Below are 18,394 nucleotides of genomic sequence, written 5' to 3' on the forward strand. Positions count from 1 at the left end.
ATAGTAACCTGCTGAGAGGCAATCGCAAGCATTTTTTTCAAAAAAGTGTAGATGCAATCGGTTACGCTCTGTATAATGCCACGGCAATATTTAACCACCCAGGTCAGAGATATTGCCCATGCTACGTATCGCTAAAGAAGCACTGACGTTTGACGACGTCCTCCTCGTTCCCGCTCACTCCACCGTTCTGCCGAATACTGCCGATCTCAGCACGCAGTTGACGAAAACCATTCGCCTGAACATTCCTATGCTCTCCGCGGCAATGGACACCGTGACTGAAGCGCGCCTGGCTATCGCTCTGGCACAGGAAGGTGGCATTGGCTTTATTCACAAAAACATGTCTATCGAACGTCAGGCGGAAGAAGTTCGCCGCGTGAAGAAACATGAATCCGGCATCGTGTCTGACCCACAGACCGTTCTGCCAACCACCACTCTGCACGAAGTGAAAGCCCTGACCGAACGTAACGGCTTCGCCGGTTACCCGGTTGTGACCGAAGAGAACGAACTGGTGGGTATCATCACCGGCCGTGACGTGCGTTTCGTGACTGACCTGAACCAGCCTGTCAGCGTCTACATGACGCCAAAAGAGCGTCTGGTTACCGTCCGCGAAGGCGAAACCCGCGACGTAGTGCTGGCAAAAATGCACGAAAAACGCGTTGAAAAAGCGCTGGTTGTCGACAGCAGCTTCCACCTGCGCGGCATGATCACCGTTAAAGATTTCCAGAAAGCAGAACGTAAGCCTAACGCCTGTAAAGACGAGCATGGCCGTCTGCGCGTCGGCGCTGCGGTTGGCGCAGGTGCCGGTAACGAAGAGCGCGTTGACGCGCTGGTTGCTGCGGGCGTTGACGTCCTGCTGATTGACTCCTCGCACGGCCACTCCGAAGGCGTTCTGCAACGTATTCGCGACACCCGTGCCAAATACCCTGACCTGCAGATCATCGGCGGTAACGTGGCAACAGGCGCAGGCGCTCGCGCGCTGGCTGACGCTGGCTGCAGCGCGGTGAAAGTGGGTATCGGTCCTGGCTCTATCTGTACTACCCGTATCGTCACCGGCGTGGGCGTTCCGCAGATCACCGCCGTATCTGACGCCGTTGAAGCGCTGGAAGGTACCGGTATTCCGGTTATCGCTGACGGCGGTATCCGCTTCTCTGGCGACATTGCCAAAGCGATCGCCGCAGGCGCTGCTGCCGTGATGGTAGGCTCCATGCTGGCAGGTACTGAAGAATCCCCGGGTGAGATTGAACTCTTCCAGGGCCGTTCTTACAAATCTTACCGCGGTATGGGCTCCCTGGGCGCGATGTCCAAAGGTTCCTCTGACCGTTACTTCCAGACCGATAACGCCGCAGACAAACTGGTGCCGGAAGGTATCGAAGGTCGCGTTGCGTATAAAGGCCGTCTGAAAGAGATCATTCACCAGCAGATGGGCGGCCTGCGTTCCTGTATGGGTCTGACCGGCTGTGGTACCATCGACCTGCTGCGTACTAAAGCGGAATTCGTACGTATCAGCGGTGCGGGTATCCAGGAAAGCCACGTTCACGACGTGACGATCACCAAAGAGTCCCCGAACTACCGTCTGGGCTCCTGATAAGTTTCCGCGCCCGGCTCCTGCCGGGCGCTCTGTTTTTGTTTCACTTGCCTCGGAATTAGCGTCAATGACGGAAAACATTCATAAACATCGCATTCTCATCCTGGACTTCGGTTCGCAGTACACTCAGCTGGTGGCGCGTCGCGTACGTGAACTGGGCGTTTACTGTGAACTGTGGGCGTGGGATGTCACGGAAGCACAGATTCGCGAATTCAATCCAAGCGGCATCATCCTGTCCGGCGGCCCGGAAAGCACCACCGAAGCGAACAGCCCGCGCGCGCCGCAGTACGTGTTCGAAGCTGGCGTGCCGGTATTCGGCGTTTGCTACGGTATGCAGACCATGGCAATGCAGCTGGGCGGCCACGTAGAAGGCTCTAACGAGCGCGAGTTTGGCTATGCGCAGGTAGAAGTTGTCACCGACAGCGCGCTGGTGCGCGGTATCGAAGACTCCCTGACCGCAGAAGGCAAACCGCTGCTGGACGTGTGGATGAGCCACGGTGACAAAGTTACCGCTATCCCATCTGACTTCGTGACCGTTGCCAGCACCGAAAGCTGCCCGTTCGCCATCATGGCAAACGAAGAAAAACGCTTCTACGGCGTGCAGTTCCACCCGGAAGTGACCCACACCCGTCAGGGTATGCGCATGCTGGAGCGCTTCGTGCGTGACATCTGCCAGTGTGAAGCCCTGTGGACCCCGGCAAAAATCATCGACGACGCCGTTGAGCGTATCCGCCAGCAGGTTGGCGATGACAAAGTGATCCTCGGCCTCTCCGGCGGCGTGGACTCCTCCGTGACCGCGATGCTGCTGCACCGCGCCATCGGCAAAAACCTGACCTGCGTATTCGTGGATAACGGTCTGCTGCGTCTGAACGAAGCCCAGCAGGTCATGGACATGTTTGGCGACCACTTCGGTCTGAACATCATTCACGTGGAAGGCGAGCAGCGCTTCCTGGACGCGCTGAAAGGCGAGAACGATCCGGAAGCGAAACGTAAGATCATCGGTCGCGTGTTCGTGGAAGTGTTCGACGAAGAAGCGCTGAAGCTGGAAGACGTGAAGTGGCTGGCTCAGGGCACCATCTACCCAGACGTGATCGAATCTGCGGCTTCCGCAACCGGTAAAGCACACGTCATCAAATCTCACCACAACGTGGGCGGCCTGCCGAAAGAGATGAAGATGGGCCTGGTTGAACCGCTGCGCGAGCTGTTCAAAGACGAAGTACGTAAGATCGGTCTGGAACTGGGTCTGCCGTACGACATGCTCTACCGTCACCCGTTCCCGGGCCCGGGTCTGGGCGTGCGCGTGCTGGGCGAAGTGAAGAAAGAGTACTGCGACCTGCTGCGTCGCGCGGACGCGATCTTCATCGAAGAGCTGCACAAAGCTGACCTGTATAACAAAGTGAGCCAGGCGTTCACCGTGTTCCTGCCGGTTCGCTCCGTCGGCGTCATGGGCGATGGCCGTAAATACGACTGGGTTGTTTCCCTGCGTGCGGTGGAAACCATCGACTTCATGACCGCGCACTGGGCGCACCTGCCGTATGACTTCTTAGGCCGCGTGTCTAACCGCATTATCAATGAAGTGAACGGTATTTCCCGCGTGGTGTATGACATCAGCGGTAAGCCACCGGCTACGATTGAGTGGGAATGATTTCACGTCTGGCAACAGCCTGCACGTAAAAGCAGTAAACTACCTCTAAGCCCGCGTAACTGCGGGCTTTTTTGTTTTAGTATCTGGTTTATGCTGTTGGCCTCTCGTACCACGAATCAGAGAATTGGATATTACCATCCACAATACGCCATGTGATTTTTTCATATTGCATAGAGACGGATTCCATATGATTTAACTTATCATTACCTGATAATTTAACATTGGGCACACCACAATTAACACCCGTTATTTTTACATTTTCCATTAATACGGTGTAATAACACACCTCCTGGCCAGCATCATTGATATGATAAAACCTTACTTCTGCGCTTTTTAATGTTTGTCCTGTCGCAGCTGCTTTGTAGAGATAGGGGCTGGAACTATCAACTTCTTTTTCAAAATTAAAAGATGAATGTTGACGTATTCCGGTGATTTTTCCATTGGCTGTATCGACGGGAAGATTAACACCATGACCCATACTGATTACTTCGATAGAGCCTTCACGATCCTGAACATCTACAGAACCTTTGATATCTGCACCGCCATCATCTTTAAGCCACAGATAGGGAGGGATAGGCATTTTATTTACTCCTTGTTAATTTAACTAACTTCATTGTTACAAAGTACAAAAAGAGGGAGATAAGAAAATTAAATGTAATTAAAGTATAATCATAACCATAGTAAATATCTTCGGGTGTTGGGTTGTTGCTAAAAAAATAGGAAATTCTAATAGCTGTTTCGTTACTTATTAATGGATGTTCAGTTAAATAACCAACATCTAACCATGACACAATAGCGAATATCCCAATGAATAGAATCATTCTAAGGGAACTAAGGGCAAGTTTTCTGATAACCACCAATAATGACCTCAATTGTTCCATAGGATTCTAAATCAAGACCTTTAATCTTTTCTTTCTTTGTTCTTAATAGTGCACCTCTTAATCTATTGTAATCTGATTGGCTTGGCAAAGTTATACACCCTTCTGAAACCTGACCGGGATGTAGTCTAAATCCGCCTCTGGCTACGCTTTCGTAAAATGTTGAATCATCTACATTCCCATCATCACGAAATAAAGCAAACCATTCAGAATGATCAACATGATAACTAAAAATGCTTTTATATGTATCGACTCCCCAAGCTCTAAACCTGTTAGCCATACTCCCCGTGGGCCTGTCAACTATATAATATTTACCTTTTGGTAGCGGTCCAACGTTTGGAATGATGCCACATGCTCCTTTGTTCCTGTATGCACCATTACCAGAAAAAGCCATAAAGACTCCTATTCCATCAAATGCAAGTGGTGAGTAGTCAGCATCATTTATTGTAAACTTTCCATGTAAAGTCATATATCACTCTTTCTTGTATAGATACTTATTAATCTTATCTGCAAATAGTGCATGCATCAAAAACAAACCATACAAAAAGTGCGCATTTAAACTTTTTAACGCTGAAAATGATCGTGATGATTTAGGAAGTAGATCTCTATCAAAAAAATGGTTACACCAAACAGTAGGTCTTTTTAAGATCTACTGTCCGGAATGTATGAACAGCGCAAATTTAAATTACTGTAGGAAAAAAACGATCTCATGAACTGTAGATAACGATAACATCCCCAGTCGCCGGCAAATAAAGTGCTCGTTAAAGAAAAAATTCAGGGTAATTATCAAACGTCGACTCGCTATGGGTGAGCCATATTGAACGCGTGTAGCTGATAATGCATGAAATCATCGGCGCCGAGTATGTGGCGATTGCATGCTCATTTCTCCCCGCCACCCAACCGATACGCCAGCGCCACCACCAGCGACTGCACCAGGCATAGCGTCGCCGACTGGGAGCGAAACGCGTCCACCTGCGCCTCTTTCACCACAAAGCAAAGATCGCTAAATGTCGCCAGCGGGCTTATCTGGCTGTCCGTAATCACAATCTGCCGCGCGCCGACGCTGGCGGCGGTTTCGCTGACCATCACCGTCTCTTCCGCGTACGGCGAGAAGCTGATCGACACCACAATGTCGCGCGCCTTAATGCGGCTGATCTGCTCGCGCAGCATGCCGCCCATGCCGTCGAGCAGAATAGGGCGGCACTCCAGGTGGCTCAGGGCGTAGGTCAGATACGCGGCAACGCTAAAGGAGCGGCGCAGTCCGGCGATGTAGATGGCATCGGCGTCGGCCAGCAGCTGTACCGCGCGCTCCAGCATCTCCGGTTCCGCGCGGGTGGCCAGCTGCTGTAGCGCCTGCGCATTTGAGCGGGCGAACTCCTGCAGGATATCGAGCGGCGTTTCCGGCACGGCCTCGCTCTCCATCTCGCGGAACAGCCGGGCGCGGTCGCTGTAGCTGGCGGTCTCCTCCACCAGGTTCATACGAAACAGCTGTTTCATTTCGTTGAAGCCGGTGAAGTCAAAGGCGTTGGCAAAGCGGATCAGCGTCGAGGGCGGCACGTCGGCGCGCTCGGCAATAACGGCAACCGTATCAAAGGCCACGCTGTTGGTGTTATCCAGCACGTAGCGGGAGACCTGCTGCAGCCTCTTGCTCAGGCTATCGTAGCGATCGCGGATTTGCTGCTGCAGTTCGTTCAGGCTGGTTGCTGTCGTCATCTTATCCCCCAAATACAGTCTTATGATTCTAAACGCAAAACCGTGTCTTTTAAATGTCGGCCATCCATCTGGCAGCAAAAATGAAACAGAAGCTTCAGTCATTTCCTCGCCCGAAATTCCTTAATAGCGCACGCTGCGTCAGTGTTGTTGCCTGTTAACATAAAAATCCATCCTTGATCACAATAATCATCATTTATTTTATTTCAACTTAAAATGGAATATTTGTTTCATATATAGTGTTCAGTACACAGCGTTCAGGTAACAGTCACGTATCAACAGCGAGAGGTTAAGGATGGAGACGGTAGCGAATTTTATTCACGGCGAATGTGTCACCGGTTCAGGCCAGCGCGTTCAGGCGATCTTCAACCCGGCCACCGGCGAGCAGATCCGCCAGGTGGTGATGAGTACGGCGCAGGAAACCGGGCAGGCCATTTCCGCCGCGCAGCAGGCGTTTCCGGCGTGGGCGCGCCATGCTCCGCTGAAGCGCGCGCGCGTGATGTTCCGCTTCAAGGCGCTGCTGGAAGAGAATATGGAGCGCCTGGCCCGCATTATCAGCGAAGAGCACGGCAAGGTCTTCTCCGATGCGGTGGGCGAACTGACCCGCGGACTGGAAGTGGTGGAATTTGCCTGCGGCATCCCGCACCTGCAAAAGGGCGAACACTCGGCGAACGTCGGCACCGGCGTCGACAGCCACTCGCTGATGCAGCCGCTCGGGGTCTGCGTCGGGATCACGCCGTTTAACTTCCCGGCGATGGTGCCGATGTGGATGTTCCCGATTGCGCTGGCGACCGGCAACACCTTCGTGCTGAAACCGTCGGAAAAAGATCCTTCTCTCGCGCTGGCGCTGGCGCAGCTGCTGAAAGAGGCCGGTCTGCCGGACGGCGTGTTCAACGTGGTGCAGGGCGATAAGGAGTCCGTTGACGTGCTCCTGACCGACCCGCGCGTGCAGGCGGTGAGCTTTGTCGGCTCCACGCCGATTGCGGAATACATTTACCAGACCGCGTCCGCCCACGGTAAGCGCTGTCAGGCGCTGGGCGGCGCGAAAAACCACTGCATTTTAATGCCGGATGCCGACATGGAGATGGCGACCAACGCCATCATGGGCGCGGCCTACGGCGCGGCGGGGGAACGCTGTATGGCGCTCTCCGTGGTGCTGGCGGTGGGCGATAACACCGCCGATGACCTCTGCGCCCGGCTGGAGAAACAGATTGCCGCACTGCGCGTTGGGCCGGGTCTGGACCAGACGCCGGAAAACGAAATGGGGCCGCTCATCTCCTCCGCGCACCGCAGCAAGGTGCTGGGCTACATCGACAGCGGGGAAGCGCAGGGAGCGAAGCTTCGCGTGGACGGTCGCGGCTTCAGCGTGAAGGGGCACGAGCAGGGCTATTTCGTCGGGCCGACGCTGTTTGATAACGTCACCCCGGAGATGACCATCTATAAAGAAGAAATTTTCGGCCCGGTGCTTTCTGTGGTGCGCGTAGCAGATTACGCCAGCGCGGTGGATCTGATTAACCGCCATGAATATGGTAATGGCTCGGCCATTTTCACCCGTGACGGCGGCTGCGCGCGCCGCTTCTGCGAAGAGGTGCAGGCGGGCATGGTGGGGGTCAACGTGCCGATCCCGGTGCCGATGGCTTTCCACAGCTTCGGTGGCTGGAAGCGTTCCATCTTTGGCGCGCTCAACGTTCACGGCAGTGACGGCGTGCGTTTCTACACCCGAATGAAAACCATCACCGCGCGCTGGCCGGAAATGCAGCAGGAGACAGGCGCTGCGTTCTCCATGCCGACGCTGGGCTGACAGGAGGTTTTATGCAAACCGAACGTATGACCATGGCGCAGGCGCTGGTCCGGTTCCTTAATCAACAGTACGTCAGCGTGGACGGCGATGAAACGCCGTTCGTCGAGGGCGTCGCCACCATCTTTGGGCACGGCAACGTGCTCGGCATCGGCCAGGCGCTGGAGCAGGATCCGGGCCATCTGCAGGTGATGCAGGGCTGCAACGAGCAGGGCATCGCCCATATGGCGACGGGATTCGCCAAACAGCATCGCCGTCAGCGTATTTTTGCCGTCACCTCCTCGGTCGGGCCGGGCGCCGCTAATATGGTGACCGCCGCGGCAACCGCCACGGCGAACCGCATCCCGCTGCTGCTGCTGCCGGGAGATATCTACGCCAGCCGCCAGCCGGACCCGGTGCTGCAGCAGATTGAGCAGTATCACGACCTCAGCATCAGCACCAACGACTGCTTCCGCCCGGTCTCTCGCTACTGGGACCGTATCAACCGGCCGGAGCAGCTGATGAGCGCCATGCTAAGCGCGATGCGAACGCTTACTGACCCCGCGAATACCGGGGCGGTGACCATCTGCCTGCCGCAGGACGTGCAGGGAGAAGCCTGGGATTACCCTCTGAGCTTCTTCGCGCGTCGCGTGCACCACATCGAGCGTCGTCCGCCTGACCCGCAGCGTCTGGCGCAGGCGCGGGCGCTGATCGCCCGCAAGCGTCGTCCGCTGGTGGTGTGCGGCGGTGGCGTGCGCTATTCCGGCGCGCATGAGGCGTTTCGCGAATTTGTCGAGACGCTGCAGCTTCCGTTTGCCGAAACGCAGGCCGGAAAGGGGGCGCTGGTAAGTGACCACCCACTTAATCTGGGCGGGGTGGGGGTGACGGGAGGAATGGCCGCCAACCAGCTCGCGCCACAGGCCGACCTGGTGATCGGCATCGGCACGCGCCTGACCGACTTTACCACCGGCTCCAAGGCGCTTTTTTCCCATCCGGACGTCGAATTTCTGCTGCTGAACGTGGCCGAGTTTGACGCCCTGAAGCTGGACGCCACCGCGCTGGTTGCCGATGCCCAAACCGGGCTGCAGGCCTTGACCCACGCGCTCGGGGATTACCGCAGCGGCTGGGGAGAGGCGATCGCCCAGGCGAAGTCCGCCTGGCGCGACGAGTGCCGTCGCCTGTGGGATCGCCAGTGGCGTCCTGACGACGCGCCCGAAGTGGCGGGGCACCTGGATGCGCAGCTGGCTGAATACGGCGAGGCGCTCAACACCCGGCTGACCCAGACGCGGGTGCTGGGGCTGATCAACCAGCATATTGAAGATAACGCCATCGTGGTGGGCGCGGCCGGTTCGCTGCCGGGGGATTTACAGCGCCTCTGGCAGGTCAAAACGCCGGACAGCTATCACCTGGAGTACGGTTACTCCTGCATGGGCTACGAGATTGCGGCGGCCATCGGCGCGAAGCTCGCCAGACCCGAACTGCCGGTGTACGCGATGGTGGGGGATGGCTCCTACATGATGCTGCACTCCGAGCTGCAAACCGCGGTGCAGGAGGGCATAAAGATCACCGTTCTGCTGTTTGATAACGCCAGCTTCGGCTGCATTAACAACCTGCAGATGGGGCACGGGATGGGCAGCTTTGGCACGGAAAACCGCCGGCGCAACCCGGAAACCGGGCGGCTTGACGGGCCGCTGGTGAAGGTCGACTTTGCGCAAAACGCGGAAAGCTATGGCTGTCGCGCATGGCGAGTGAACGATGAGCAAAGCCTGCTGGCGGCGCTTGAGGCGTCACGCGCGCACCCGGGCCCGACGCTGCTGGACATCAAGGTATTGCCGAAGACCATGACCCACGATTACGCCTCCTGGTGGCGAACCGGTGATGCGCAGGTGGCAGAGTCTTCTGCCGTGCGCGAAGCCGCGGAGCAAACGCAGGTGCAGGTGAAAAAAGCCCGGCAGTATTAAGTTTTCCCGCCTTAACGAAATTTTCATTTCATTTTTCTGTTTCCCCTCACCCTAACCCTCTCCCACAGGGAGAGGGGACGGATCGGTGCGGTTTTTCCTCCCTCACTCCTTTGTAATGGAGGGGTATCCCTCCCTCTATGTTGTGAGATTGATAACAAAATTTATCTCATTCATCTCAAAAGTGTTAACCCACACTCAAAAACATAATTTTCACTATTTATAAAAATGAAATAAATGTTTTATTTATAGGGTCGTTAGTTCACAGCATTCACCAACACCGGGAGCCGTTATGTTTAACATTGCTTTACTGGGCGCTGGCCGAATTGGCCAGGTACATGCAGCTAACATCGCCAGCCACGGCGCGACCACGCTCTGGTCCGTGGTTGACCCGAATCAGGAATTTGCCACCCGTCTCGCCGCGCAGTATCAGGCCCGCCAGCAGAGCCTGGATGAGGCGATGACCGACCCTAACGTTCATGCCGTGCTAATCGCCTCTGCGACCGATACCCACGCGGATCTGATTGAAATGGCCGCCCGCCACGGCAAGGCCATCTTTTGTGAAAAGCCGGTACACCTTGACCTCGCCCGCGTGCGCGACTGCCTGAAAGTGGTCAAAGAGTACGACGTGCCGTTGTTCATCGGCTTTAACCGCCGCTTTGACCCGCAGTTCCGCCGCGTGAAAACTGATGCCCAGGCCGGGCGCATTGGCAAACCGGAATCACTGCTGATCATCTCCCGCGATCCGTCTCCGCCGCCTGCGGAGTACGTGCGCGTCTCCGGCGGCATGTTCCGCGATATGACCATTCATGACTTTGACATGGCGCGCTTCATCATGGGCGAAGAGCCGGTGTCGGTGTATGCCCAGGGCAGTAATCTGGTGGATCCGGCGATTGGCGAGGCGGGGGATATCGATACCGCGTTTATCGTTCTGAAATATGCCTCCGGCGCGATGGCGACCATCGTTAACAGCCGCCGTTCATCTTACGGCTACGACCAGCGCCTGGAGCTGCACGGCTCCGAAGGGCTGCTGTGCGCGGGCAACATCCTTGAAAACCAGGTGCAGCACTACGGCAAACAGGGCTGCACCAGCGCGCTGCCGGAACACTTCTTCCTGCAGCGCTACAAATCCGCTTACGCCGCGGAATGGGAACACTTTGTTGCGGTTCTGCGCGGCGAAGCGGTGCCTGACTGCAGCGGCGATGATGGTGAACGTGCGCTGTACCTCGCGGATAAAGCGCTGGAGTCGCTGCACAGCCAGCGCGAGATCGTCCTCTAAACACAACCACCCTACACAGAGAGACATAATAATGAAAAAACTGATCGTCGCCGCCCTCATCGCCATGACGTCCGGGGCCGCCCTCGCCGAAAATGAGCAAATTGTTTTCAGTACGCCAAACCTGGCCATGCCGTTTGAAGTTCACATGCAGCGCACGGCGGTGAAAGCCGCAAAAGAGATGGGCGTGAAGCTTCAGGTGCTGGACGGGCAGGGCAGCTCGCCAAAACAGGTGGCTGACCTGGAAAACGCCATTACCCGCGGGGCGCAGGGCTTTATCGTCTCCCCGAACGACGTGAACGCGGTCTCCAGCGCGGTGGATGAAATTCAGGATGCGAAGCTGCCGATCGTCACCCTCGACCGCTCCGTCGACAGCCAGAAGAAAGTGCCGCACTTCGGCGCCAACAACTACAAGGGTGGCCAGGCGATTGGCGACTTCGTCAAAACCAAATTCCCCAACGGCGCGGACATCATTCTCCTCACCGGCCAGCCGGGCTCTTCCTCCAATATTGAACGCACCAAAGGGATCCGCGACAGCCTGAAAGCGGGCGGGGATAAGTACAAGATCGTCGCCGATCAGACCGGGAACTGGATGCGTTCAGAAGGGATGCGCATTGTTGAAAGCGTTCTGCCTTCACTGCCGAAACGCCCGCAGGTGATCCTCTCCGCCAACGACGATATGGCGCTGGGAGCGATTGAAGCGCTGCAGAGCCAGGGCGTGAAGCCGGGTGAAATCGTCGTGACCGGGTTTGATGCGGTACCGGAAGCGCTGGCCCGCGTGCGCGAAGGCTGGCTGGCGGTGACGGCGGATCAGCGTCCGGGCTTTGCGGTGCAGACCGCGATGAGCCAGCTGGTGGCGAACGTGCGCGAGAAGAAAGCCATCACCGGGGCCGACTACCCGCCGACGCTGATCACCAAAGAGAACCTGCAGCAGGCTGAGCGTATCGGTGAGGCCGGTAACTAATATGTCCCGAGCCGCCTCTGGCGGCTCATCATGAGGAGGAGCAGACCGATGTCGCAACCCTTACTGAAAGTGACCGACCTGGCCAAAAGCTTTTCCGGCGTCTGGGCGCTGAGCAGCGCTCAGCTGACCGTCGGCAGCGGAGAAATTCACGCCCTGCTGGGGGAAAACGGGGCGGGAAAATCGACGCTGCTGAAGGCGCTCGCGGGCGCGCAGCCGCAAACGCGCGGCGATATCTGGTTCAACGGCGAAACGCTTCCGGTGGACGACTCCCCGGTGGAGCGGCAGAACAAGGGCATTATCACCATCTATCAGGAGTTCAACCTGCTGCCCAACATGACCGTCGCGGAAAACATGTTTCTCGGGCGCGAGCCGCGCAGGCGTAACCTGATCGTTGATGAAAAGGCGGTTAACCAGGAGGCGCAGGTCATTCTCGATTACCTGCAGCTGAACGTCGCGCCGACCACGCCTGTCGCCCGTCTGAGCGTCGCCCAGCAGCAGATGGTGGAGATCGCCCGGGCGCTGACGCTGAACGCCCGCCTGATCATCATGGATGAACCTTCCGCCGCGCTGAGCGACAGCGAGGTGGAAAGCCTGCACCGCGTGGTGCGCGAGCTTAAAAACCGCGGCGTGAGCATTATTTACGTTACCCACCGTCTGCACGAGGTTTTCCAGCTCTGCGATCGCTTCACCGTTTTCCAGGACGGCCGTTTTACCGGCACCGGCGCGGTGGCGGAGACCAACGTCGAACAGCTGATCCGCCTGATGGTCGGGCGCGACGTGGCCTTTAATCGCCGTCCCGCCAGCGAAACCCATCATGAGGACAAACCCGTCCGCCTGGCGGTGAAGGGGCTGAGCCGCGAAAAGCCGCCGCTCGATCCGCACGGCATCGCCCTGCACGATATCAGCTTCCACGTCCACGCCGGGGAGGTATTAGGCATTGCCGGGCTGGTGGGGGCGGGACGCACCGAAGTGGCCCGCTGCCTGTTTGGTGCTGATACGTTTACCTCGGGCAGCTTTGAGCTGGACGGCGTGCCGTACCAGCCGCGCGACCCGCTTTATGCCCTTGACCAGGGCGTGGCGCTGGTGCCGGAAGACCGCAAAAAAGAGGGGGCGGTGCTGGGGCTGTCGATTCGCGACAACCTGTCGCTCTCTTGTCTCTCCTCGCTGCTGCAGTGGCGCTGGTTCGTGAACACCCGCAAAGAGGACGACCTGATTGAGTCCTACCGCAAAGCGCTGCAGATCAAAATGGTCAACAGCGAGCAGGAGGTGCGCAAGCTCTCCGGCGGCAACCAGCAAAAAGTGATCCTCGCGCGCTGCATGGCGCTCAACCCGCGGGTGCTGATCGTTGATGAGCCGACGCGCGGCATCGACGTGGGAACCAAATCGGAAGTGCACCAGGTGCTGTTTGACATGGCGAAAAAGGGCGTGGCGGTGATCGTGATCTCCTCCGATCTGCCTGAAGTGATGGCGGTGTCTGACCGGATCATCACCCTCAGCGAAGGCCGGGTAACCGGCGAGATCCACGGTGACGACGCTAACGAAGAACGGCTGATGACGATGATGGCCATCAACCACAACGCCCTGAACGCGGCATAACGGAGTTTCTCATGACGCAGATGATTTCTAAAACGCAGGCCCCGGTCAAACGCGCCGGACGCATCGATCCCATTGCCTTCTTCGAGCGCTTCGGGGTGCTGATTTTCATGATCCTGCTGCTGATCTTCTTTCAGTCGCAGAACAGCAATTTTTTCTCTGAACGCAATATTTTCAACATCCTGACCGAGGTGTCTATCTACGGGATCATGGCCGTGGGGATGACCTTCGTCATCCTGACCGCCGGGATCGACCTCTCCGTCGGCTCTATTCTGGCGGTGTGCGCCATGACCGCGGCGTACGTGATTAAGGGCGACAACTTCACCACCGTCGACCCGAACGCCTGGGGCGGCATGAGCTGGCTGATTGGGCTGGGAATTTGTCTGGCCATGGGCACGGCGATTGGCTTCCTGCACGGTCTGGGCGTCACCCGCCTGCGCCTGCCGCCGTTTATCGTGACCCTCGGCGGGATGACCATCTGGCGCGGCCTGACGCTGGTGATTAACGACGGCGCGCCGATTGCCGGTTTCGATCCCGGCTACCGCTGGTGGGGACGCGGGGAGCTGCTCGGCATCTCTATTCCGATCTGGATCTTCGCCATTGTCGCCGTCGGCGGCTATCTGGCGCTGCATAAAACCCGCTGGGGCCGCTTCGTCTACGCTATTGGCGGTAACCCGGAGGCGGCGCGCCTGGCGGGAGTGAACGTCAAGCGCGTGCTGGTCAGCGTCTACGTGCTGATTGGCTGTCTGGCGGGGCTGGCGGGCTTCATTCTGAGCGCGCGTCTGGGGAGCGCCGAGGCGGTCGCCGGGATCTCTTTTGAGCTGCGCGTCATCGCCTCGGTGGTGATTGGCGGCACCTCGCTGATGGGCGGCTACGGACGCATCGGCGGCACCATTATCGGCTCCATCATCATGGGTATTCTGATTAACGGCCTAGTGCTGATGAACGTCTCGGCCTACTACCAGCAGATTATCACCGGATTAATTATCGTTCTGGCGGTGGCGTTTGACACCTACGCCAAGAGCCGTCGCGGCGCACTGTGAGGATCACGATGAAAGAGGTTCGTATTGGATTGATTGGCACCGGGTATATCGGCAAGGCGCACGCTATCGCCTATGCCCAGGCCCCGACGGTGTTCAACCTGCGCGGCAGGCTGGTGCGCGAGATGGTGGCCGAGGTAAACCCGACGCTGGCGGCAGAGCGCGCGCAGGCGTTTGGCTTTAACCGCTCAACCGGAGACTGGCGGGCGCTGGTGGCCGACCCGGCCATTGACGTGGTGGATATTTGTTCACCTAACCACCTGCATAAAGAGATGGCGCTGGAGGCTATTCGCCACGGCAAGCACGTCTACTCGGAAAAGCCGCTGGCGCTGAATGCCCACGACGCGCGCGAGATGGTCGACGCCGCGAAGCGGGCAGGGGTGAAAACGCTGGTGGGGTTCAACTACATGAAAAACCCGACGGCGCAGCTGGCGAAGGAGATTATCGCCCGCGGCGAGATTGGCGAGGTGATCCACTTCTACGGCACCCACAACGAAGATTACATGGCCGACCCGCTTTCGCCCATTCACTGGCACTGCTTCAAAGAGACCGCCGGGCTGGGGGCGCTGGGCGACCTCGCGGCGCATATCGTCAATATGGCCCAGTACCTGGTGGGGGAGATTGAGCAGATCTGCGGCGACCTGAAGATCGTGGTCCCGGAACGCCCGGCCAAGGCCGGATCGTCGGAGATGATTGCCGTCGAAAACGAGGATCAGGCCCACGCGATGGTGCGCTTCGCGGGCGGAGCGCAGGGCGTGATTGAAACCTCCCGCGTCGCCTGCGGCCGCAAGATGGGGCTGTCGTACGTCATTACCGGGACGAAAGGCGCTATCAGCTTCACCCAGGAGCGCATGGCGGAGCTGAAGCTCTATCTGCATGACGATCCGGTGAACCGTCAGGGGTTCCGCACGCTGCTCGTTGGCCCGGCACACCCGGACTACGCCGCGTTCTGCATGGGTGCCGGCCACGGGATTGGCTTTAACGATCAAAAAACGGTGGAGGTGCGCGACCTGGTGGACGGGATTGCCGCCGATGCGCCGATGTGGCCGGACTTCGAAGAGGGCTGGAAGGTGTCGCGCGTGCTGGACGCGATTGCACTCTCGCACCGGGAAGGCCGCTGGCTGAACGTGAACGACATTGTCTGATGAGGTATCAACGTGGAAAAGCAGTTTGATGTGATATGCATGGGCCGCGTGGCGGTAGACCTCTACAGCCAGCAGATTGGTGCCCGTCTGGAGGATGTGTCGAGCTTCGCCAAATACCTCGGCGGGTCGTCCGGCAACGTGGCGTACGGCACCGCGCGCCAGGGTTTACGTTCGTCGATGCTGGCGCGCGTCGGCGATGAACATATGGGCCGCTTCCTGCGGGAAGAGTTAAACCAGGTGGGCTGCGATACCAGCCATCTGATTACCGATAAAGACCGCCTTACGGCGCTGGTGCTACTCGGCATTAAAGACCGGGACACTTTTCCTCTGATTTTTTATCGCGATAACTGCGCGGATATGGCCATTACGGCCAGCGATGTGGACGAAAGCTACATCGCCTCCGCACGGTGTCTTGCCATCACCGGGACCCACCTTTCTCATCCGCAGACCCGCGAGGCGGTACTGACGGCGCTGGGCTATGCCCGCCGCCACGGCGTGCGCACGGTGCTGGACATCGACTACCGTCCGGTGCTGTGGGGGCTGACCGCCTTAGGCGACGGCGAAACGCGCTTTATCGCTGCCGATAAGGTCACCCGCGAGCTGCAGGAGGTGCTGCACTTCTTCGACGTCATTGTCGGCACCGAAGAGGAGTTCCACATAGCGGGCGGCAGCACGGATACCCTGCAGGCGCTGGGGCAGGTGCGCGCCGTCAGTGAAGCAACGCTGGTCTGCAAACGCGGCGCGCTCGGCTGTTCAGTCTATACCGACACGATTCCGCCCCGTCTGGACGACGGCCTGACGGTGACCGGCGTGCGCGTGGAGGTGCTGAACGTCCTCGGCGCGGGGGACGCGTTTATGTCCGGCCTGCTGCGCGGCTACCTGAACGACGAGGGCTGGGAGCAGGCGTGCCGCTACGCCAACGCCTGCGGCGCGCTGGTGGTGTCGCGCCACGGCTGCGCCCCGGCGATGCCGAGCAAAATCGAGCTGGATGACTATCTCTCGCGCGCCGCAATGGTGCCGCGCCCGGATCTTGACCCGCGTCTTAACCATCTCCACCGGGTCACCACCCGCCGCCGCGAATGGCCGGAGCTGTGCGTGATGGCGTTCGATCACCGCAGCCAGCTGGAAGATATGGCGCTGCAGTGCGGCGCATCGATCGGGCGCATTCCCGCGCTGAAGCAGCTGATCCTGCAGGCCAGCCGCGAGGCGGCAAGCCGCGCCGGGCTGGAGGGCAAAGCCGGCCTGCTGTGCGACGGCACCTTTGGTCAGGACGCGCTGAACGCGATCACCGGCGAAGGGTGGTGGATTGGCCGCCCCATTGAGCTGCCGGGCTCGCGGCCGCTGGAGATGGAGCACGGCAATATCGGCACGCAGCTTATCAGTTGGCCGCAGGAGCACGTGGTGAAGTGCCTGGTCTTCTTCCACCCGGAAGACGCCCACGGCCTGCGCCTGGAGCAGGAGCAGAAAATCGCCGAGGTGTACCACGCCTGCTGCCAGTCCGGGCATGAGCTGCTGCTGGAGGTGATCCTGCCCGCCAGCATGCCGCGCAGCGACGAGCTCTACCTGCGCGCCATATCCCGCTTCTACAACCTCGGCATTTACCCGGACTGGTGGAAGCTGCCGCCGCTCTCAGCCGACGGCTGGACGGCGCTGAGCGAGATTATCGAACGCCGGGACCCGCACTGTCGCGGGGTGGTGATCCTCGGTCTGGACGCCCCGGCAGAACAGCTGCGCGCCGACTTCAAAGCCGCATCGGGACAGGCGCTGGTCAAAGGCTTCGCCGTAGGGCGCACGCTGTTTGGCGATGCCTCCCGCGCGTGGCTGAAACACGATATCGACGATGCGCAGCTGGTGGCGCGCATCCGGGACAACTACCTGCAGCTTATCGCCTGGTGGCGCGAGCGCGGACACGCATAATGGAGACGACAATGAGTGTACAACTGGGCATTAACCCGCTGACGTGGACGAACGACGATCTGCCTTCACTCGGCGCGGAGACGTCGCTGGAGACCTGTCTGAGCGAAGGAAAAGAGGCCGGTTTCGCCGGTTTCGAACTGGGCAATAAGTTCCCGCGCGAAGCGCGCCTGCTCGGCCCCATCCTGCAGCGCCACGACCTGCAGCTGGTGTCCGGCTGGTACTCTGGCCGCCTGCTGGAACGCAGCGTGGAGGAGGAGATCGCCGCCGTGCAGCCCCACCTGACGCTGCTGCGCGAGCTGGGGGCCAAGGTGCTGGTGTTTGCGGAAGTGAGCGGCTGCATTCACGGCGAGCAGCAGACCCCGGTTCACCTGCGCCCGCGCTTCCCGCAGGCGCGCTGGAAAGAGTACGGCGAGAAGCTTACCGAATTTGCCCGCTATACGCAGCAGCAGGGAGTCCAGATTGCCTACCATCACCATATGGGCACGGTGATTGAGTCCGCCGACGACGTGAATAACCTGATGAGCCACACCGGAGAGGAGGTTGGATTGCTGTTGGATACCGGCCATCTGACCTTTGCCGGGGCCGATCCGCTGGCGGTGGCGCAGCGCTGGGCGTCGCGCATCAACCACGTCCACTGCAAAGACGTGCGTGCCGACGTGCTGGCGGACGTGAAAAACCGCAAAACCAGCTTCCTCGATGCGGTGCTGAGCGGTGTGTTTACCGTGCCGGGCGACGGCTGCGTGGACTACCCGCCGATTATGCGGCTGCTGAAGGCGCAGGACTATCACGGCTGGCTGGTGGTGGAGGCCGAGCAGGATCCGGCGATAGCCCATCCGCTGACCTACGCCCGTCTGGGCTATAACAACTTGAGCCGCCTGGCGCGCGACGCCGGGCTTATCTGAGGAG

Annotated in this window: 14 protein-coding genes; 11 read left to right on the plus strand and 3 right to left on the minus strand. The window is 58.8% G+C overall.

Annotation, left to right across the window (positions count from 1 at the left end; genetic code table 11):
• Nucleotides 1-118 precede the first annotated feature (118 nt).
• Nucleotides 119-1,585: an IMP dehydrogenase gene (gene guaB / locus PYW49_RS13125; RefSeq protein WP_010433923.1), complete on the plus strand. Its 1,467-nt coding sequence runs from the start codon at nt 119-121 to the stop codon at nt 1,583-1,585.
• Nucleotides 1,586-1,652: 67 nt separating this feature from the next.
• The gene (gene guaA, locus PYW49_RS13130) at nt 1,653-3,230 is read left to right on the plus strand and encodes a glutamine-hydrolyzing GMP synthase (protein WP_320386650.1); all 1,578 of its coding nucleotides are present in this window, start codon (nt 1,653-1,655) and stop codon (nt 3,228-3,230) included.
• Between the two features lie 88 nt (nt 3,231-3,318).
• On the opposite strand, the gene PYW49_RS13135 is transcribed toward guaA, so the two are convergent.
• The 3 genes from PYW49_RS13135 to PYW49_RS13145 all read right to left on the minus strand — a co-directional run bounded on the left by PYW49_RS13135 (nt 3,319) and on the right by PYW49_RS13145 (nt 5,821).
• Nucleotides 3,319-3,810: an Hcp family type VI secretion system effector gene (locus PYW49_RS13135; RefSeq protein ID WP_320386651.1), complete on the minus strand. Its 492-nt coding sequence runs from the start codon at nt 3,808-3,810 to the stop codon at nt 3,319-3,321.
• 251 nt (nt 3,811-4,061) lie between these two features.
• On the minus strand, nt 4,062-4,577 hold the full coding sequence (locus PYW49_RS13140; RefSeq protein WP_320386652.1) for a DUF2778 domain-containing protein: 516 nt from the start codon (nt 4,575-4,577) through the stop codon (nt 4,062-4,064).
• A 410-nt stretch (nt 4,578-4,987) separates the two neighbouring features.
• The gene (locus tag PYW49_RS13145; RefSeq protein ID WP_320386653.1) at nt 4,988-5,821 is read right to left on the minus strand and encodes a MurR/RpiR family transcriptional regulator; all 834 of its coding nucleotides are present in this window, start codon (nt 5,819-5,821) and stop codon (nt 4,988-4,990) included.
• 292 nt (nt 5,822-6,113) lie between these two features.
• Here PYW49_RS13145 and PYW49_RS13150 point away from each other — a divergent pair, with 292 nt between their 5' ends.
• From PYW49_RS13150 to iolE, 9 genes are all read left to right on the plus strand, one after another.
• Complete coding sequence (locus PYW49_RS13150) at nt 6,114-7,619, plus strand: CoA-acylating methylmalonate-semialdehyde dehydrogenase (protein ID WP_320386654.1); 1,506 nt, start codon at nt 6,114-6,116, stop codon at nt 7,617-7,619.
• Nucleotides 7,620-7,630: 11 nt separating this feature from the next.
• Nucleotides 7,631-9,556, plus strand: coding sequence for a 3D-(3,5/4)-trihydroxycyclohexane-1,2-dione acylhydrolase (decyclizing) (gene iolD / locus PYW49_RS13155; RefSeq protein WP_320386655.1), 1,926 nt, complete (start codon nt 7,631-7,633; stop codon nt 9,554-9,556).
• 289 nt (nt 9,557-9,845) lie between these two features.
• Nucleotides 9,846-10,832: an inositol 2-dehydrogenase gene (gene iolG, locus PYW49_RS13160; RefSeq protein WP_320386656.1), complete on the plus strand. Its 987-nt coding sequence runs from the start codon at nt 9,846-9,848 to the stop codon at nt 10,830-10,832.
• 31 nt (nt 10,833-10,863) lie between these two features.
• Nucleotides 10,864-11,793 carry a substrate-binding domain-containing protein gene (locus PYW49_RS13165; RefSeq protein ID WP_320386657.1) on the plus strand — a complete coding sequence of 310 codons (930 nt, stop codon included), beginning with the start codon at nt 10,864-10,866 and terminating at the stop codon, nt 11,791-11,793.
• Between the two features lie 48 nt (nt 11,794-11,841).
• The gene (locus tag PYW49_RS13170; protein WP_320386658.1) at nt 11,842-13,389 is read left to right on the plus strand and encodes a sugar ABC transporter ATP-binding protein; all 1,548 of its coding nucleotides are present in this window, start codon (nt 11,842-11,844) and stop codon (nt 13,387-13,389) included.
• A gap of 11 nt (nt 13,390-13,400) precedes the next feature.
• On the plus strand, nt 13,401-14,429 hold the full coding sequence (locus PYW49_RS13175; protein ID WP_028014045.1) for an ABC transporter permease: 1,029 nt from the start codon (nt 13,401-13,403) through the stop codon (nt 14,427-14,429).
• A gap of 8 nt (nt 14,430-14,437) precedes the next feature.
• The gene (locus PYW49_RS13180; RefSeq protein WP_320386659.1) at nt 14,438-15,571 is read left to right on the plus strand and encodes a Gfo/Idh/MocA family protein; all 1,134 of its coding nucleotides are present in this window, start codon (nt 14,438-14,440) and stop codon (nt 15,569-15,571) included.
• Nucleotides 15,572-15,583: 12 nt separating this feature from the next.
• On the plus strand, nt 15,584-17,488 hold the full coding sequence (locus PYW49_RS13185) for a bifunctional 5-dehydro-2-deoxygluconokinase/5-dehydro-2-deoxyphosphogluconate aldolase (protein ID WP_320386660.1): 1,905 nt from the start codon (nt 15,584-15,586) through the stop codon (nt 17,486-17,488).
• 11 nt (nt 17,489-17,499) lie between these two features.
• On the plus strand, nt 17,500-18,390 hold the full coding sequence (gene iolE, locus PYW49_RS13190) for a myo-inosose-2 dehydratase (RefSeq protein WP_320386661.1): 891 nt from the start codon (nt 17,500-17,502) through the stop codon (nt 18,388-18,390).
• Nucleotides 18,391-18,394: the final 4 nt, after the last annotated feature.

The organism is Enterobacter chinensis (assembly GCF_034008295.1).
GTDB lineage: Bacteria > Pseudomonadota > Gammaproteobacteria > Enterobacterales > Enterobacteriaceae > Enterobacter > Enterobacter chinensis.

What these genes read in the sequence shown, in the direction of transcription:
- guaB (WP_010433923.1), top strand. Translation starts at nt 119, where the DNA reads ATGCTACGTATCGCTAAAGAAGCACTGACGTTTGACGACGTCCTCCTC.
- guaA (WP_320386650.1), top strand. Translation starts at nt 1,653, where the DNA reads ATGACGGAAAACATTCATAAACATCGCATTCTCATCCTGGACTTCGGT.
- PYW49_RS13135 (WP_320386651.1), bottom strand. Translation starts at nt 3,810, where the DNA reads ATGCCTATCCCTCCCTATCTGTGGCTTAAAGATGATGGCGGTGCAGAT.
- PYW49_RS13140 (WP_320386652.1), bottom strand. Translation starts at nt 4,577, where the DNA reads ATGACTTTACATGGAAAGTTTACAATAAATGATGCTGACTACTCACCA.
- PYW49_RS13145 (WP_320386653.1), bottom strand. Translation starts at nt 5,821, where the DNA reads ATGACGACAGCAACCAGCCTGAACGAACTGCAGCAGCAAATCCGCGAT.
- PYW49_RS13150 (WP_320386654.1), top strand. Translation starts at nt 6,114, where the DNA reads ATGGAGACGGTAGCGAATTTTATTCACGGCGAATGTGTCACCGGTTCA.
- iolD (WP_320386655.1), top strand. Translation starts at nt 7,631, where the DNA reads ATGCAAACCGAACGTATGACCATGGCGCAGGCGCTGGTCCGGTTCCTT.
- iolG (WP_320386656.1), top strand. Translation starts at nt 9,846, where the DNA reads ATGTTTAACATTGCTTTACTGGGCGCTGGCCGAATTGGCCAGGTACAT.
- PYW49_RS13165 (WP_320386657.1), top strand. Translation starts at nt 10,864, where the DNA reads ATGAAAAAACTGATCGTCGCCGCCCTCATCGCCATGACGTCCGGGGCC.
- PYW49_RS13170 (WP_320386658.1), top strand. Translation starts at nt 11,842, where the DNA reads ATGTCGCAACCCTTACTGAAAGTGACCGACCTGGCCAAAAGCTTTTCC.
- PYW49_RS13175 (WP_028014045.1), top strand. Translation starts at nt 13,401, where the DNA reads ATGACGCAGATGATTTCTAAAACGCAGGCCCCGGTCAAACGCGCCGGA.
- PYW49_RS13180 (WP_320386659.1), top strand. Translation starts at nt 14,438, where the DNA reads ATGAAAGAGGTTCGTATTGGATTGATTGGCACCGGGTATATCGGCAAG.
- iolE (WP_320386661.1), top strand. Translation starts at nt 17,500, where the DNA reads ATGAGTGTACAACTGGGCATTAACCCGCTGACGTGGACGAACGACGAT.